We start from the raw sequence: 14,255 nt of genomic DNA on the forward strand, positions 1-14,255 counted from the left end.
GCCGTCCGCCCTCCGGCACGGGCATTCCCCTGCTCGCGGGCCCTCGCCCTCGCGGTGTCTCACACATGTCGCCCCCGACCGCCTCGAGCGAACGCGAGACACGCATGTCACAGACCCCTTTCATCACCTGTACGTCCCTGTCCTTCGCCTGGCCCGACGGAACCGCCGTCTTCGACGGCCTCCAGGTCGCCTTCGGCACCGGCCGGACCGGGCTCGTCGGCGTCAACGGATCAGGAAAGTCAACCCTCCTGAAGCTGATCGCCGGTGAGCTCTCCCCCTCCGGCGGCTCCGTACGCGTGGGCGGCGAGGTCGGCCGGCTCCCGCAGAACGTCACGCTCGACACCTCCGGGAGGGTCGACGAGGCGCTCGGCATCGCCGGGACCAGGGCCGCGCTGCACGCCATCGAGGCGGGCGACGCGGGCGAGGAGCACTTCGCCGCCGTCGGCGACGACTGGGACGTGGAGGAGCGCGCCGAGGCCATGCTCGGCGAACTCGGCCTCGGCCGTATCGGACTCGACCGCACCCTCGGCGAGGTATCCGGCGGCGAGTCCGTCCTGCTGCGGCTGGCCGCGCTGCTGCTGCGCCGCCCGGATGTGCTGCTCCTGGACGAGCCCACCAACAATCTCGACCTGTACGCCCGCCGCCGCCTGTACGCGGCGGTCGAGAAGTGGCCCGGGGTCCTGGTCGTGGTCAGCCATGACCGGGAACTCCTCGACCTGGTGGACCAGATCGCGGATCTGCGCTCCGGGGAGGTGACCTGGCACGGCGGCAACCTGTCCTCGTACGAGAAGGCGCTGGCCGTGGAACAGGAGGCCGCGGAACGCATGGTGCGGGTGGCCGAGGCCGACCTCCGCAAGCAGAAGCGCGAACTGGCCGACGCCCAGGTCAAGCTGGCCCGCCGCAAGCGCTACGGCCAGAAGATGTGGGAGGAGAGGCGCGAACCGAAGATCGTCATGGGCGCCCGCAAGCGTGCTGCGCAGGTGTCCGCGGGCAAGCACCGCATCATGCACGAGGAGCGGCTCGCCGAGGCCAGGGAACGGCTCGATGTGGCGGCGGAAGCGGTACGGGACGACGACGAGATCCGCGTCGACCTGCCGTACACGGCGGTGCCGCCGGGTCGTTCGGTCCTGACGCTGCGCGATCTGCGGCTGGTGCACGGGGCGCGTGTGGACGGCGTCCTCGAGCTGCGCGGTCCCGAGCGGATCGCGCTGCTCGGCCGCAACGGCACGGGCAAGACGACCCTGCTGCGCACCATCGCGGGCGAACTGGAACCGGTCGAGGGCGAGGCGAGGGCACATGTGCCGCTGCGGTTCCTGCCGCAGCGTCTTGACGTGCTCGACGACCGGCTGACGGTCGCGCAGAACGTGGCACGGTTCGCACCGGACGCCACCGGCAACCGGATCCGGGCGCGCCTGGCCCGCTTCCTCTTCCGCGGCGCACGGGCCGACCAGCCGGCCGGCACCCTGTCGGGCGGCGAACGCTTCCGGGCCGCACTCGCCGCGCTGATGCTCGCCGAACCCGCACCGCAACTGCTGCTGCTCGACGAGCCGACCAACAACCTCGACATGGCGAGCGTACGCCGGCTGACCACGGCCCTGGAGTCGTACGAGGGCGCCCTGATCGTGGCCGGCCACGACCTGCCGTTCCTCCGGTCCATCGGCATCACCCGCTGGCTGCTGCTCGACGGCGGACTCAGCGAGACGTCACCGGAGGCTCTGGAGGATGCCGTCTGAGTCCGGGCACCCAGGACTCCGCCCGGCGTCGTCCGTAGGCCCGCCGGGCACGGCCGGGTCCCCGGGGCTTTGTCCCCGGGGACCCGGCCTGCATCATGGCGGGCGAGACCAGAAGCCGAGACGGAGTTCCCACGTGTCATCAAGCAAGAAGGCCCTCATCCGCCGACCCGGCCCGCGCCTCGCCGAGGGACTGGTGACGCATATCGAGCGGGAGGAGGTCGACGTCGAGCGCGCGCTCGAGCAGTGGGAGGCGTACGGGGAGACGCTGCGAACGCATGGCTGGGAGACCGTCGAGGTGGACCCGGCCGACGACTGTCCCGACTCGGTGTTCGTCGAGGACGCGGTGGTGATGTACAAGAACGTCGCCCTCATCACCCGGCCCGGCGCCGAGTCCCGGCGTGAGGAGACCGAGGGGGTCGAGGAGGCCGTGGCCCGGCTCGGCTGCTCGGTGAACTGGGTCTGGGAGCCGGGCACCCTGGACGGCGGTGACGTCCTGAAGATCGGCGACACGATCTATGTGGGCCGCAGCGCGCGTACGAACGCCGCAGGTGTCCAGCAACTGCGCGCGGCCTTCGAACCGCTGGGCGCTCGTGTGGTCGCGGTGCCGGTCACCCGGGTCCTGCACCTGAAGTCGGCGGTAACCGCCCTGCCCGACGGCACGGTCATCGGCCATGTGCCGCTCGTGGACAAACCGGCGCTCTTCCCCCGCTTTCTTCCGGTTCCGGAGGAGTCGGGCGCCCATGTCGTGCTGCTCGGCGGCGGCAAACTGCTCATGGCGTCCAGCGCACCCAAGACGGCGGAGCTGCTGGCCGACCTCGGGCACGAGACGGTCATCGTGGACATCAGCGAATTCGAGAAGCTCGAGGGCTGTGTGACATGCCTCTCGGTGCGCATGCGGGGGCTGTACGCGTAGCGGGGCATTCCGGCTTTACAGCGCGCTTAGCCTACGGCTTCGTAACCTACAGGCTCGTAACCTACGGCTCCGTAGCCTACGATCCCGTAAGTTCCGGCACCGCTCGCCGGTTTGCTCAGCGTCCCCCTGGAGTTCCCCGTGACGATCACCTCCCCCCATCTCGGCAGCCCCGCCGTCTGGACCGACGCCCGGCTGCTGTACGCACTGGAGGAAGTGGTCGAAACCGAGCTGAACCGGCATCTGAAGGTCGCCAAGGACTGGATGCCGCACGAGTATGTGCCCTGGACCCAAGGCCGCAACTTCCCTGGCTACTTCGAGGACGGCGTGGCCTGGGAGAAGGAGCAGTCCAAGGTCACGGAGGTCGGCCGTATCGCGCTGGTGGTGAACCTGCTGACGGAGGACAACCTCCCGAGCTACCACCACGAGATCGCCACGCTCTTCGGCCGGGACGGCGCCTGGGGCACCTGGGTGCACCGCTGGACCGCCGAGGAGGGGCGGCACGGCATCGTGATGCGGGACTATCTGCTCGCCTCCCGGGCGGTCGACCCCGACAAGCTCGAGCAGTTCCGCATGGCGCACATGAGTGAGGGCTTCGAGTCCGACAACCGCCACTCGATGCTGCACTCCGTCGCGTACGTGGCCTTCCAGGAGCTGGCCACCCGTGTCTCGCACCGCAACACCGGACACCAGTCCGGGGACCCGGTCTGCGACCGGATGCTCTCCCGCATCGCGACCGACGAGAACCTGCACATGGTCTTCTACCGGAACCTGCTGAAGGCCGCGTTCGAGCTCGCGCCCGATCTGACGATGCAGGCGGTCCGGGACGTGGTCGTGAACTTCCGCATGCCCGGCCATGGAATCCCCGGATTCGAGCGCGCCGCAGCGCAGATGGCGATCGGAGAGGTCTACAACCTGCGCATCCACCATGACGACGTGCTCCAGCCGGTGCTGCGCCACCTGAAGGTGCTGCAGATCGACGGTCTCGGTCCCGAGGGCCTCCAGGCCCAGGAGGAACTGGGCCTGTTCATGGGCGGCCTGGACACCGAGGCCGCCCGCTTCGACGAGAAGCTCGCGGCCCGCAAGGCACGCATGGCGGCCCGGGGCGCGTAGCGTCCGTGCGCGGACTCCGCGGACCACCCGAACCCCGCGGACTCCCGTCGACGGGCCGAATATTCCGGCAGAACGTTCGAGCAATCATTCGGCAGAACGTTTCGGCATGGACGCCGGGTCGCATCGGCGGTAAACGCCAGGTCGCGCCACCCTTTCCGCGGGCAGAAATATCTACCAGCATAAATATGCCGGGTGGGTGTTTCACGGGACTACCCGCCCGGTGTCCCTGTCGGAAGCCTGGCCGCCGGGTGGTGGCGGCCCTGGAGCGGGTCATGATGAATGCGATGTGGATGCGGGACGCGGAGTGGTCGGCCGCCGCTGCCTCGGACCTGCGGGATTGCGGGCGGCGGTGGGACGACGGCGACGGCACGGTGCTGCTGGAAGCCGGACGCCACTGGGACGTGGTGAGCGTCCCCCGTCAACTCGGCCTGCTCATTCTGGACATCCTGTGGTACGACCCGTTGCACACACCCGGGCCGACGCTGGTGGACTCGGCGGCCCGCCGGGTGGGCTTCTTCGTGCCGCCGGATCCGAGCGCGCACTGGGCCGGGTCCGGAATTCGCCATGCGACCAAGGGGTCATGGGTCGCCGTGCCCTCGCCGTACCAGCGGGGGCAGCGTGTGGAGTGGATCGTCCCGCCCGACGGAAGCGGGACGCTGCACTCACCGCTCCTGCTGGAGCCGGCGCTGCGGCAGGCCCGTACCACCCTCGCCGTGCTGGCACCGGTCAGCGCGGACTGAGCGCCTGGCGCGCCATGCGGCACATCACCGGGCCGGGTCCGGGGCCAGGTGGTGAGTGCAACCGTCTCGGGCACATCCCTCACCGGCGCCGCGCGGCCCCGTGCCGCGCCGCTCCCAGACCCTAGATGGCCTCGTAGTGGTGCGCGTCCGCGCCGCGCCACTTCACCCACGACGGATCGTCGAGCAGATCCTCGGCGTCCGGCAGCCCCGCGCGGCCGAGAAACTCGATCACGTCCTCGTCCGAGAACGCCATCCCCAGGTTCTCCCCGCGCGTGGTGACCCGACGGCCGCCGGTGCCCGACGGCGGATGAATGATGACAGGAGCCCGTCCGGACATGTTTCCAGCATCGTCCCAGGCCCCGCACCGCGCATCCGGACGGTGCGGGCGATCCTCGCGACCGGGTCAGCCGAGACCGTCCGTGCGCCGCAGTTGCATCCGCTCCTTCTCCGAGAGGCCTCCCCAGACGCCGAACCGCTCGTCATTGGCGAGGGCGTAGTCCAGACAGGCGGAGCGGCTCTCGCACAGTCCGCAGATCCGTTTCGCCTCCCGCACCGAGCTTCCGGGCTCGGGGAAGAAGAATTCGGCACCCGTCTGCGCACACATCGCCTGCTCCTGCCAAGCGGTGTCGGACACGGTGATCGTCGCTTCGATGTGCATGACGAGATCGTGTCGCGCGGCGAAAAACGTCCGATCAACGCCGGATCAACGGGCCACCCGGCGGCGTCACAGGACGCTCGATGATGTCCCACCCACCACGACGGCGCACGGCGGCGCGCGGGTGAACGGGCGTGTCGCGTCCGTTCGGGGGCCAGTGTCAGTGGGCGGTGCAAGACTCTGGAGCGCACAGGCAACGGGACCCCTCGAAGGAGGGCACTCATGCTCACCACCCGTTTCGTCAATGGCGCCCCGAACTGGCTGGATGTCGGCACCCCCGACATCGACGGGGCCATCTCCTTCTACAGCGGTGTCTTCGGCTGGGACTTCCAGTCGGCAGGCCCCGAGGCCGGGGGCTACGGCTTCTTCCAGCTCTCCGGCAAGACCGCCGCCGGCGGTATGCAGACCACTCCCGAGCAGGGTCCGCCGTCCTGGACCGTCTATTTCCAGAGCGCCGACGCCCAGTCCACCGCGAAGACCGCCGAGCAGGCCGGCGGCGGCGTGCTCCTCCAGCCCATGGACGTGATGGGAGAGGGGCACATGGCCGTCCTCGCCGACGCGGCGGGCGTGCCCTTCGGCATCTGGCAGCCTGGACGGACGAAGGGCGTCGGGGTCGCCGGCGACCCTGGCTCGCTGTGCTGGCTCGAGCTGTACACCCCGGACATCGCGCGCGCCGCCGCGTTCTACAACCGGGTGCTGGGCTGGGAGACCGAGGGCGTGCCCTTCCCCGGCGGCACGTACACCTGCGTCAACCCCGAAGAGGGAGGCGCGGACGCCATGTTCGGCGGGATGGTTCCGCTGGCCGACGATCCCACGGAGGCGGAGTCGGGCGCGTACTGGCTGCCCTACTTCGAAGTGACGGACACGGACGCCACGGTGAGCAAGGTCCTCGAACTCGGCGGAACCGTCCGGATGCCTCCGACGGACCTCGAGGGTGTGGGCCGCATGGCCAAACTGACTGATCCGTACGGTGCGCGGTTCGCGGTCATCAAGAGCGCGCCGCGCGATCCCGGGCAGGGCTGAGGCCGACGGAGCCCCACAGGGAGCGCCCAGCGGGGCGCCGGACCGGGAAGTTCCACCCTCCTGGTCCGGCGCCCCGAAGCCACTAATGGTGGTACGGCATGTACTTGGGAATCGTCCCGTTCGCGTTCTTGACGATGAAAAGCCCGGCCATCCCCTGGTCGGCGTGGTGCTGGACGTGGCAGTGGTACATCCAGGCGCCCGGCCCGACCCCCTCACCCGCGAGTACCTGGAAGCCGAAGGAGTCCCCCGGGCCCACGATCTGGTTGTCGACCACCCGGCTCAGGTCGTCGGGTCCGGTGATGAGCCCCGTGCGGTTGCGCGCCCAGCGGTGACCGTGCAGATGGAACGTGTGATACAGATCGCCATGGGTGATCATCACGAACTCGACGCGTTCCCCGACGACCGCCTCGAAGTCCGGGCCGCCGTGCTTGCTCTGATTGATCATCGTCTCGTTGAACACGATCGTGCAGGTCTTGTCCGGGAGGATGTCGCCCTGGCGTCGCACGATCAACGGCCCGTAAAGGCCCTTGTGGATGCCACCCGTTCCGTGCTCCGTGCCCATGACATGGTCGTGGTAGTGCCAGTAGCCCGCGCTGCCCTCCCGGTAGGTGCCGTCCGGGCGGAGGCCGGGGGTGTGGGTGTGCCAGACGTAGGTGCGCGTCTCGCCCGGCTGCACAAAGCTCATCGTCATTCTGGTGCCGTCGTTGTTGATCGAATAGTCCAGTCCGTGCATATGCAGACTCGCGGACACGTCGCAGGTGTTGTGCAACTCGACCTGCAGCGTGTCGCCCTCGACCAGTTCGATGAGCGGCCCCGGGATCGTCGCCCTCCCCCCGGCGATGCCGTATCCCACGCGCCCGTCGTCGAGCCTCTCCGTGAACATCTTGATCCGTTTGACCTGGCCGCCTTTGCGCGCGGCCTTCACAGCCCTTGCGGGCCTCGCCCGGCCGTGGCCGGAACCGCCATCGGCAGTCATGGCCGGCGCGGGCTCGTGGGCGCCGACGGCTTCCGGGCCCATAGATACAGATGTCGCAAAGGCCGCACCTCCCAGCAGCATCCGCCGGTTGAAGTAGCGTCTGTCCATGCCGGATTCCCCATCCTTTACGGAACTCATGAAGATGAGCCGCCGGGTGGATCGAGAGGCACGATAGCGGCACCAGAAACCTTATGCTTATGAATGCCTAAATGACCGGTATTGCGGTTACGTTCACTGCCCGGCGATCCCTCATTCGGGCCATCCGTCCGTCGGGAGCCTCCGCCGCACGGCCCTCGAGGGCCTGGAACGTCAGGCCTCGGGCCCGGGCGGCTGCCCGCCCTCGGGCGCGTCACCGAAGCTGCCGGACTGCTTCCGGTCTTTCCCCTCCCCGCGGGCCCGGCTCGGCTGCACCCGCTTGGGCTCGCCCGGCATCTTCGGGTACTCCGGCGGATAGGGAAGGTCGGCGAGACCGTGGTCGTGCTCGTCACGGCGGGCGAGTTCGAGGAGCGCCTCGAGCGAGAACGCGTGCTCGTCCATGTCCGCGTGGACATCACCGAGTTCGGCGAAGCGGCGGGGCATGGTCGCCAGGTCGAAGTCCTCGGGCGCAGCGTCGTCGAGCTCCTGCCAGCGCAGCGGCGCCGAGACCGGCGCGTGGGGGCGGGGACGCACGGAGTACGCCGAGGCGATCGTGCGGTCCCGTGCCGTCTGGTTGTAGTCGACGAAGATCTTCTCGCCCCGCTCCTCCTTCCACCAGGCGATGGTCACCCTCTCGGGCATGCGGCGTTCCAGCTCGCGCCCGACGGCGATGGCGGCGCGGCGGACCTGTGTGAACGTCCAGCGCGGCTCGATGGGGACGAAGACATGCAGCCCCCGGCCGCCGGACGTCTTGGGCCAGCCCCGCAGCCCTCCGAACTGCTCCAGGACGGCGCGCAGTTCATGGGCGGCCCGTACCGCGTCCGCGAAGTCGGTGCCGGGCTGCGGATCGAGGTCGATACGGAGTTCGTCGGGACGGTCGACGTCTTCGCGGCGCACCGGCCATGGGTGGAAGGTGAGGGTCCCGTACTGCGCGGCCCACACGACTGCGGCGGATTCGGTGGGACACATCTCGTCGGCGCTGCGGCCACTGGGAAAGGTGATGTGCGCGGTCGGGATCCAGTCGGGCAGGTGCTTGGGGGCCCGCTTCTGGAAGAAGGACTCACCGGTGACGCCGTCCGGGTAGCGCTCCAGGGTGGTGGGCCGATCGCGCAGGGCGCGCAGGATGCCGGGGCCGACGGCCACGTAGTAGCGGGCGAGGTCCAGCTTGGTGAAGCCGCGCTCCGGGAAGAAGACCTTGTCAGGGCTGGACAGCCGTACCGTCCTGCCTCCGGCCTCCAGTTCCACCGCGTCACCCATGCGAGCCACGGTAAGCGCAGGAACCACGCCCCGCACACCGGGCGGACCGCTCGGCATGGCCGCAGAATCGAGGGCATGGACCTCCCGGTGATGCCCCCTGTGAAGCCGATGCTCGCCAAGTCGGTGGCGCGCATCCCGCCCGATATGCAGTACGAGGCGAAGTGGGACGGGTTCCGGGCGATCGTCTTCCGCGACGGTCCCGAGGTCGAGCTGGGCAGCCGCACCGGAAAGCCCCTGACGAGGTATTTCCCCGAGCTGGTCACGGCGCTGCGGGACCGGCTGCCGGAGCGGTGCGTGCTGGACGGCGAGATCGTGATCGCACGGGAGGGGCATCTGGACTTCGACGCCCTGACGGAGCGGATCCATCCGGCAGCCTCACGGGTGCGGACGCTGTCGGAGCGGACCCCGGCGTCGTTCGTGGCGTTCGATCTGCTGGCGCTCGGCGACGCGTCGCTGCTCGATGTCCCGCTCGGCGACCGGCGCGCCGAGTTGGAGGGGGCGCTGTCGGGGGTGACGCCGCCCGTGCACCTCGCCCCGGCGACGACGGACCGCGCGGTGGCGGAGCTGTGGTTCGAGCAGTACGAAGGGGCGGGGCTCGACGGAGTGATCGCCAAGCCGCTGTCCCTGCCGTACCGGCCGGACGAACGGGTGATGTTCAAGATCAAGCACGAGCGCACGGCGGACGTCGTGGTCGCGGGCTACCGCTTCCACAAGAGCGGCCCGGTGGTGGGCTCCCTCCTGCTCGGCCTCTACGACGACCGGGGCGCCCTCCAGCATGTGGGGGTGTCGGCCGCGTTCCCCATGAAGCGGCGCGCGGAACTGGTGGAAGAGCTGGAGCCGCTGCGCATGGACGATGCCGCGGGCCATCCATGGGCCGCCTGGTCCGACGAGGAGGCTCACCAGACCGCCCGGCTCCCCGGCGCGCCGAGCCGCTGGTCGGGGAAGAAGGACCTGTCCTGGGTGCCGCTGCGGCCCGAGCGGGTGGCGGAGGTGGCGTACGACCATATGGAGAACGGGGCGCGCTTCCGGCACACCGCGCGCTTCCGCCGCTGGCGCCCGGACCGTACTCCCGAGAGCTGCACCTACACCCAGCTGGAGGAGCCGGTGCGCTACGACTTGGCGGAGATCCTCGGCTCCCCTGAGTGAGCCCCCGGGGCCCCTGTACCCCCGCACAGACACGGGAGACACACCCGGCCAGAACCGAACAGGTATGGCCGGTGGCGAATCCAGGGGCTCACAATGGGTGACACGGGTCGGCGGGACGGTGGCGATGCGACGAATGGCGCGAAGGCGACACGGCGTGACGACGGCAGTGCTGCTGACCGTCGCCCTGGCCGGCTCTCTGGTGGCGGGCTGCGACTCGGGCGGCAACGGGCACAGCACTCCGCGGGCGCGGCAGAGCGACGGCGGCCGTACGGCCTCCCCCGCGTCCGGTCCGGTCCTCGCGGTGAAGGTGGACAATGTGGCCGCTGCCCGGCCCCAGGCCGGCCTCGACCAGGCGGACCTCGTCTATGCCGAGCAGGTCGAGGGCGGGCTCAGCCGGCTGATGGCGGTGTTCGCCACCAGGCTTCCGGCCGTGGTCGGCCCGGTGCGCAGTGCGCGCGAGTCGGATCTGGAACTGCTGCGCCAGTTCGACCGGCCGACGCTCGCGTTCTCGGGAGCGCAGCACAAACTCCTGCCCCTCATCGACAAGGCACCGCTCACCCCCGTACCGCCGGACAAGAACCCCGGCGCCTACTTCAGGGACGACGACGGCAGGACGGCACCGGACGACCTCTTCCTGAGACCGCAGCGGCTGATGAAAGGGGCTCCCGGCTCCGCCGCGCTGACAACCGGGTTCCGGTTCGGCGCCGCGCCGGCGGGCGGGACTCCGGAGGCCGAGCGCACGGTCCGCTTCCCCTCGACGGCCTTCACCTTCACCTGGTCCGCGCCACGGCATCGCTGGCTCCTGGCGATGGACGGCACCGCCACGGTGACGACCGACGGCGCCCGGGTGGCCCCGGCGACGGTGGTGGTGCAGTACGTCCATGTGCGCGCGTCCCAGTTCCACGACGTCCTCGGCAACAACTCGCCGTACTCGGAGACCGTGGGCACGGGAAAGGCCCAAGTGCTACGCGACGGGCGGGTGTTCGACGTCACCTGGCAGCGCCCCGCCGCGGCGGACGGCACCCGTTTCACGACGGCGGACGGCGCACCCATGAGTTTCGCGCGCGGACAGGTGTGGGTCGTGCTCGCGGCGGCGTGAGCCAGTGCCGCGGCAGGCAACGCTTACGCGACGGGGCGAACGTTGCCTGCCGCGGGACCAGGGTGCTTCTGATGGCTCTTGGTCGGGCGCCGAGCGATCGATCCGTCCAACGCGGGGCGCCTCGTGAGGCGCCGATCGCCCCGCCAGGCCCAGTCGCTCCAGCGTGAGGGCGACTTCAAGATTCGTCAGAAGCGCCCTAGTGGTGCCGACGTCCCATTCGGCGGCCGATCGCCACGCTCGCGTCCTGTCGGGCCGCGGCGAGCGACCGGCGGGCGTCCTCGGCCGAGTCGAAGTGCAACGCCGCCGCGATCGCCTCCCAGGCGACGCCTTGCTCCTGCAGCGCCTCCACGGCGGCGCCGACGGCGACCTCCGTCTGGTGCCGGGCCCGGTCGAGTTCGGCGAGCGTACGCAACAGGTCCGGCACCGTCGCGGCGTTCGCGAGTCCCCCCTGCGCCGCGTGCCGCGCCCGATCGGCGGTGACCCACCAGTCGGCGGGGGTGTACGGAGAACGGGTGACGACGCTGCGGTCCACGGTGGTGCCGCCTTCCTGCCAGGGAGCGCATAGGGACATATGGGGCATCGAGGAGACCGTCAGTCTATGCCGGTGATCCATGCGGTGTAGTCCCCGGTCCGCTGAACGGACCATGCCCCGCGCTTCTGGCCATGCCCGTCAGCGCAGTCCCCTCCCGTGGTCCAGGACGGTCTGGGCCCGGGTCACCAGACCGTCGGCACCGCACGAACGGGCCAGCGTCAGGCCGCGGTTGAGCTCCGCCCTCGACTTGGCGGCGATGCCGTAGTCGACCCGTGCCGCGGCATGCTCGTAGGCGCAGGGCGATGCCTCCAGATAGGTCACGGCCTGGGCGTACAGCGTGACCGCCCGCTGGCCCGTCTCCAGTGCGGCCGCCACACGCAGGGCTTCGCCGATCGCCGTGTCCGTACCGAACAGTTCGGCCTGGCGGCGGCCGGTGGTGGCCAACTCGGCGGCACGGCGCGGATCGTCGTTGGCCAGCGCACGGGCGAGGTCTCCCGACCACGGTGCCAGGACCGTGTTGTGACCGCGTCCGACGGACGCCTTCTCGGCGGCTTCCAGTTCGTTGACGCCCTCCTCGGTCCGGCCGATCGCGATCAGGAGCCGCCCTCGCACCGAGTGGATGTCGGGGAGCACGATCGTGGACGGATACGGCGGTGCGAAGCCGTAGCGCTCGGCGAGGGACCATGCCTCCTCGACGTGCCCGCGCGCCAGCAGGGTGTCGACGAGTCCGCAGGTCGCGGACCAGTACAGGGGCAGTCCGCGGCCGACGCGCTCGGCGATGCGCAGCGACTCGCGCAAGACGGTCTCCGCCTCACGCAGGCGGCCCCGCCTGCGGTGCCCGAGCCCCAGATAGGCGTTGGCCAGGGCGAGATGGCCGCCACTCCATCCGGCGCTCTCGTAGGCACGCAGGGCCTCGGTGAACAGGCTCTCGGCGCGGTCGAGCCGGTCCGTGTAGGCATATGCGCTGCCCAGCATCAGCAGCAGTTCGATGCCCCACTCGCCGTCGGTCCAGCCGAGCCCCGGGGCGAGGCGGCCGTTGACGAGCGCGCGGTCGCACAGTTCCACGACCACCTCGGCGTTCTCGCCGTGGGTCATCGCGTCGAAGCCGCGCAGGATCAGCAGCGCCCGTTCGGAGTTGTCCCTTCCGGTGCAGGTGGCGGCCAGTTTCGCCAGCTCCCGCGAGCGGGCCGGGGAGTCGCCTTCGGCCGCGTGGATGCCCTCCCACATGTAGTGCGCGGCCTGCAGACGCATCCGTGAGGGGCCTGGTTCGAGCCGGGTGGCCTCGTCGTCGATGGTGCGGATGGCCTCGTCCAACTGGTCGTTGTGCACGAGGGCCTGGGAGAGCCGGTACACCGCGCTGACCCGGTCGCCGCCCTCCAGGCTCGGCATCGCGAGCGCCGCCTGGAGATAGTCGATGGTGGTGACGGGCGAGGTCAGCAGGGTGGCGCAGCCCAGTTCGTACAGCACGTACGGATGGATCTCGGGCAGCGGCGGCTCCAGCAGCGCCCGCTCGAGACAGCGGCGGGCGGCATCGGGCGCACCGACGGCGAGGTGTTCCCGGGCGGCCTCGCGCATCTGCTCGACCAGTGCCTCGTCGTCGTCCGGATGGACCTCCAGGAGATGGCGGGAGGCGGCCGCCGCGCCGCGCCCTGAGTCGCTGACGACCTGTGCGGCGATGCCGTGCATCGCGGTGCGCAGCCCGTCCGGGATCGAGCGGTAGACGGCGCTGGCGATCAGCGGGTGCACGAATTCCAGCTCGCCGCCCTCGACCGGGCCGTAGCCGGGGTCCACCGGGGTGAGGATCCGGGCGGCACAGAGCAGTTCGGCGCAGCGGAGCGCCTCGTCCTGGCTCATGGTGGCGAGACGTGCCACCAGCTCCACGGTGACCCCGGTGCCGAGGATCGCCGTCGCCCAGGCGAACCGGGTGGCCTCGACGCCGAGGCCCTCCAGCCGGGCGACCAGGCCGTGACCGCGTGCGGACTTGTTCAGGGGCCGCAGTTCGCCGGCGGACGCCTCGACCGGATCGAGCTGGCTGTCCTGCACCTTGGCGAGGAGTTCGACGGTGTCGTACGGGTTGCCGCCGGTCACGGCCCACACCTCGCGGCAGAACGGGGCGTCCGCGTGCGCGCCGACGACGGCGCGGGTGAGTCCCGCGACGGCGTCGGGCGTGAGAGTGCTCAGGGTGTTGATGGGACGCCGGGCGGACGCGGTGATCGTGTCCAGGTGCTGTGCGCTCACACCCGTTGCCTCGCCGGGCCGCAGGGCGACCACGACGAGCACGTGCAGATCGTCGAGCCGTTCGCAGAAGGCGGCAAGCCAGTGGAGAGTCTCCTGGTCGGCCCAGTGCGCGTCGTCGATGAGCAGGAGCAGCGGCCACTCGCGCTTCGCGAGCCGGGAGACGGCCGCGACCAGTCCGTCGCACACGCCCTGCGGGTCGGCCTGCCGCTCGCCGGGTTCGGCTATCCCGAGTGCGGGGCCCGCGACCTCGTACCAGTCGCCGAGGTATTCGCGCGCCTCTTCCGGCATCAGCGACAGCAGCGCCGGCTGGAGCAACTGCCGTACGACATTGAAGGGGACGGACGTGACGGTCTCACCGCCGCGTGCCGACCAGACCGTGCAGCTGCGCGCCTCCGCGATACGGCGTGTCTCGGCGAGGAGCGCGGTCTTGCCGATGCCCGCCTCCCCGTCGAACACCAGCAGACTCCCCGACTGCGTACGCGAGGTGTCGGCGCACAGGGCGTCGACCGCCTCGGTGATGACGGCGAGTTCCGCGTCGCGTTCCCACAGGGAATCCGAGGCGGCCGTGCCGGGCCGTGCCTCCGTCATCCCGGTACCTCCCCAGGTCGCCCAAACGACGTACAGGCATGGAGCGTAGCCGCCCCGGCCCTCCGGTGGAGGCAGGTCCGGGCACCTGTTGCCGTGATGGGTGAAGTGCG

General features: G+C 70.4%; 13 protein-coding genes. 7 read left to right on the forward strand and 6 right to left on the reverse strand.

What is annotated here, in order from left to right:
- Positions 1 to 104 precede the first annotated feature (104 nt).
- The 4 genes from ABZ845_RS25035 (at position 105) to ABZ845_RS25050 (ending at position 4,496) form a co-directional block, all read left to right on the forward strand.
- Positions 105 to 1,733, forward strand: a complete 1,629-nt coding sequence (locus ABZ845_RS25035; RefSeq protein WP_360983314.1) for an ATP-binding cassette domain-containing protein — start codon at positions 105 to 107, stop codon at positions 1,731 to 1,733.
- Between the two features lie 133 nt (positions 1,734 to 1,866).
- Positions 1,867 to 2,646: a dimethylargininase gene (ddaH, locus tag ABZ845_RS25040; protein ID WP_360983316.1), complete on the forward strand. Its 780-nt coding sequence runs from the start codon at positions 1,867 to 1,869 to the stop codon at positions 2,644 to 2,646.
- Positions 2,647 to 2,784: 138 nt separating this feature from the next.
- A complete protein-coding gene (locus ABZ845_RS25045; RefSeq protein ID WP_360983318.1) occupies positions 2,785 to 3,756 on the forward strand; it encodes an acyl-ACP desaturase in 972 nt (323 codons plus the stop codon).
- 272 nt (positions 3,757 to 4,028) lie between these two features.
- Positions 4,029 to 4,496, forward strand: a complete 468-nt coding sequence (locus ABZ845_RS25050) for a hypothetical protein (protein ID WP_360983320.1) — start codon at positions 4,029 to 4,031, stop codon at positions 4,494 to 4,496.
- Between the two features lie 121 nt (positions 4,497 to 4,617).
- Here ABZ845_RS25050 and ABZ845_RS25055 read toward each other — a convergent pair whose 3' ends face one another.
- Both ABZ845_RS25055 and ABZ845_RS25060 read right to left on the reverse strand, forming a co-directional pair.
- Positions 4,618 to 4,833, reverse strand: coding sequence for a hypothetical protein (locus ABZ845_RS25055; protein WP_360983322.1), 216 nt, complete (start codon positions 4,831 to 4,833; stop codon positions 4,618 to 4,620).
- Between the two features lie 66 nt (positions 4,834 to 4,899).
- A complete protein-coding gene (locus ABZ845_RS25060; protein WP_360983323.1) occupies positions 4,900 to 5,154 on the reverse strand; it encodes a WhiB family transcriptional regulator in 255 nt (84 codons plus the stop codon).
- Between the two features lie 219 nt (positions 5,155 to 5,373).
- Between ABZ845_RS25060 and ABZ845_RS25065 the strand changes: the two genes are divergently transcribed.
- Positions 5,374 to 6,174, forward strand: a complete 801-nt coding sequence (locus ABZ845_RS25065; RefSeq protein ID WP_360983325.1) for a VOC family protein — start codon at positions 5,374 to 5,376, stop codon at positions 6,172 to 6,174.
- An 82-nt stretch (positions 6,175 to 6,256) separates the two neighbouring features.
- Here the strand turns inward: ABZ845_RS25065 and ABZ845_RS25070 are convergent, their stop codons facing one another.
- Positions 6,257 to 7,258, reverse strand: a complete 1,002-nt coding sequence (locus tag ABZ845_RS25070; protein WP_360983327.1) for a multicopper oxidase domain-containing protein — start codon at positions 7,256 to 7,258, stop codon at positions 6,257 to 6,259.
- Positions 7,259 to 7,459: 201 nt separating this feature from the next.
- A complete protein-coding gene (gene ligD / locus ABZ845_RS25075) occupies positions 7,460 to 8,542 on the reverse strand; it encodes a non-homologous end-joining DNA ligase (protein ID WP_360983329.1) in 1,083 nt (360 codons plus the stop codon).
- 75 nt (positions 8,543 to 8,617) lie between these two features.
- Here ligD and ABZ845_RS25080 point away from each other — a divergent pair, with 75 nt between their 5' ends.
- Both ABZ845_RS25080 and ABZ845_RS25085 read left to right on the forward strand, forming a co-directional pair.
- Positions 8,618 to 9,688 (forward strand): ATP-dependent DNA ligase, encoded by a 1,071-nt coding sequence (locus ABZ845_RS25080; protein ID WP_360983331.1) that lies wholly within the window; start codon positions 8,618 to 8,620, stop codon positions 9,686 to 9,688.
- A 133-nt stretch (positions 9,689 to 9,821) separates the two neighbouring features.
- Positions 9,822 to 10,787 carry a DUF3048 domain-containing protein gene (locus tag ABZ845_RS25085; RefSeq protein WP_360983333.1) on the forward strand — a complete coding sequence of 322 codons (966 nt, stop codon included), beginning with the start codon at positions 9,822 to 9,824 and terminating at the stop codon, positions 10,785 to 10,787.
- A 196-nt stretch (positions 10,788 to 10,983) separates the two neighbouring features.
- Here the strand turns inward: ABZ845_RS25085 and ABZ845_RS25090 are convergent, their stop codons facing one another.
- Positions 10,984 to 11,400 carry a hypothetical protein gene (locus tag ABZ845_RS25090; RefSeq protein WP_360983335.1) on the reverse strand — a complete coding sequence of 139 codons (417 nt, stop codon included), beginning with the start codon at positions 11,398 to 11,400 and terminating at the stop codon, positions 10,984 to 10,986.
- A 57-nt stretch (positions 11,401 to 11,457) separates the two neighbouring features.
- Entirely contained in the window at positions 11,458 to 14,145 is a 2,688-nt protein-coding gene (locus tag ABZ845_RS25095) for an AAA family ATPase (RefSeq protein WP_360983337.1), read from the reverse strand.
- Positions 14,146 to 14,255 lie beyond the last annotated feature (110 nt).

Origin of the sequence: Streptomyces sp. NPDC047022 (genome assembly GCF_040644155.1) — a bacterium.
Lineage (GTDB): Bacteria > Actinomycetota > Actinomycetes > Streptomycetales > Streptomycetaceae > Streptomyces.